General features: G+C 75.0%; 2 protein-coding genes. Both read left to right on the top strand.

Annotation, left to right across the window (positions count from 1 at the left end):
* Nucleotides 1-260: 260 nt before the first annotated feature.
* Nucleotides 261-1,286, top strand: coding sequence for a CoxG family protein (locus ACFU7Y_RS43530; protein ID WP_380771990.1), 1,026 nt, complete (start codon nucleotides 261-263; stop codon nucleotides 1,284-1,286).
* Between the two features lie 44 nt (nucleotides 1,287-1,330).
* The gene (pyrE, locus tag ACFU7Y_RS43535; RefSeq protein ID WP_224284783.1) at nucleotides 1,331-1,867 is read left to right on the top strand and encodes an orotate phosphoribosyltransferase; all 537 of its coding nucleotides are present in this window, start codon (nucleotides 1,331-1,333) and stop codon (nucleotides 1,865-1,867) included.
* Nucleotides 1,868-1,922 lie beyond the last annotated feature (55 nt).

Below are 1,922 nucleotides of genomic sequence, written 5' to 3' on the forward strand. Positions count from 1 at the left end.
GCGCAGGAAGTCGGCCGGACCGACTTCCTGCGCAGAGGGACCGGACGGTGCTGTCTGCGCTCGGCAGGGGCCGCCCGGCGCACGCGGGCCGGGCCGGGCCGGGGCGGCGAATCGCCCGGGCCCGGCGGCGTCGCGGGCCGGGCGGGCGGGCGTCGGGTCGGAAGGCCGGTGGTGCGATGGCCAAGGGAACAGGTGGGGCTGGAAAAATCTGGTGGTGGTGGGTAGGGACCGGACGGGGCCCAGTCGGTAGGCTCCGTGACATGGAGCATGAGGTTGTCGTCCCGATGTCCGCCGAGCTGGTGCGGCAGGCCTTGCAGGATCCGGCGCTGCTGGCCCGGAGCGTGCCGGGGCTGAGCACCGAGCCGGCCGCGGTCGGGGCCGGCTCGGCCGAGGAGATCGGCGGCCGGCTGAAGCTGCGGGTCGGCGGCTCCACGATCACGTACAAGGGCGTGCTGTCCCTGATCGAGGGCCGGGAGGGCGTGCTGACCGTGCTCGCCGAGGGCGAGGAGGTCCGGGGCAGCGGTGAGGTGACCGCCACCGTCCGGGTCAGCGTCGCGGACGGCGCCGAGGACGGCACCGCGGCGATCCGCTTCACCGGCGACCTGAGCGCCACCGGCCGGCTGACCGAGTTCGACGAGGAGACCCTCGACGCCACCGGCCGCCGCCTGCTGGACAGGTTCGCCGCCGCGCTGGTCGCCCCGGAGGGTGAGCAGCCGCAGGACCAGGACCAGGACCAGGACCAGGAGGAGGACACCGAGCCGGCCGAGTCCGGAGCCGCCGGGACCGACGCCGGTGTGGTCTTCATCGAGGAGCGTCAGGACCAGCCCGGCGACGACCTGGACGACGACCTCTCCGACCTGATCGCCTTCTCCGACGCCGACGCCGAGCGCTTCGGCCTGCCGACCGGCTCCGCCGACGACGACGAGGACGACGTCGAGGTCGCGGACGCGGACGGCGCCGCCGAACAGGACGGCGTCGCCGAGGAACTGCCCGCCGAGCCGCTCTTCACGTACGAGGACGAGCCGGTGCTCACCGGCCCGGTGCGCCGCAGCATCGTCGGCCGGTCCGCCGAGGAGGTGGACCACGCCCCGCCGCGCGGCCCGTACGCCCCGGCACTGCCGGCCCGCAGCGCGCGGGCCCGCGCGGCGTCCCGCTGGGGCGGGGAGGCCGGCGGGATCGTGGTGCCCGGCACCGGCGGCCGCAGCGCGGTGCCGTGGGTGATCGGCGGCTCGGTGGCCCTGCTGGGCGGTGCCGTGGTGCTGGTCAGGGCGCTGCGCCGGCGCTGAGCCCGGAGCGCCGCAAGGACCACCAGGGCCTAGACTGAACGCTCATGAGCAACGACCGCGACGCCCTGCTGGCACAGATCAAGGACAAGGCCGTCGTGCACGGCAAGGTCACCCTCTCCTCCGGCAAGGAGGCCGACTACTACGTCGACCTGCGCCGGATCACGCTGGACGGCGTGGCCGCCCCGCTGGTCGGCCGGGTGATGCTGGACGCGACCTCGCACCTGGAGTACGACGCCGTCGGCGGTCTGACCCTGGGTGCCGACCCGGTGGCCGCCTCGATGCTGCACGCCGCCGCCGCACGCGGGCAGCAGCTGGACGCCTTCGTGGTCCGCAAGACCGGCAAGGCGCACGGCCTCCAGCGCCGGATCGAGGGCCCGGACGTCAAGGGCCGCCGGGTGCTGGCCGTCGAGGACACCTCCACCACCGGCGGCTCGGTGCTGACCGCCGTGGAGGCGCTGCGCGAGGCGGGCGCCGAGGTGGTCGGCGTCGCGGTGATCGTGGAGCGCGGCGGCGCGGCCGCCGTCGAGGCCCAGGGCCTGGAGTACGTGACCGCGTACAACCTGGACGACCTGGGTCTCTGACCCGGCCGGCACGACGAACGACAGAGGGCCGGTGCTGTTTCACGTGAAACAGCAC

This window comes from Kitasatospora sp. NPDC057542 (genome assembly GCF_042801945.1).
In the GTDB taxonomy this organism is placed as follows: domain Bacteria; phylum Actinomycetota; class Actinomycetes; order Streptomycetales; family Streptomycetaceae; genus Kitasatospora.

Coding starts and splice junctions, on each gene's coding strand:
- ACFU7Y_RS43530 (WP_380771990.1), top strand. CDS start 261: ATGGAGCATGAGGTTGTCGTCCCGATGTCCGCCGAGCTGGTGCGGCAG.
- pyrE (WP_224284783.1), top strand. CDS start 1,331: ATGAGCAACGACCGCGACGCCCTGCTGGCACAGATCAAGGACAAGGCC.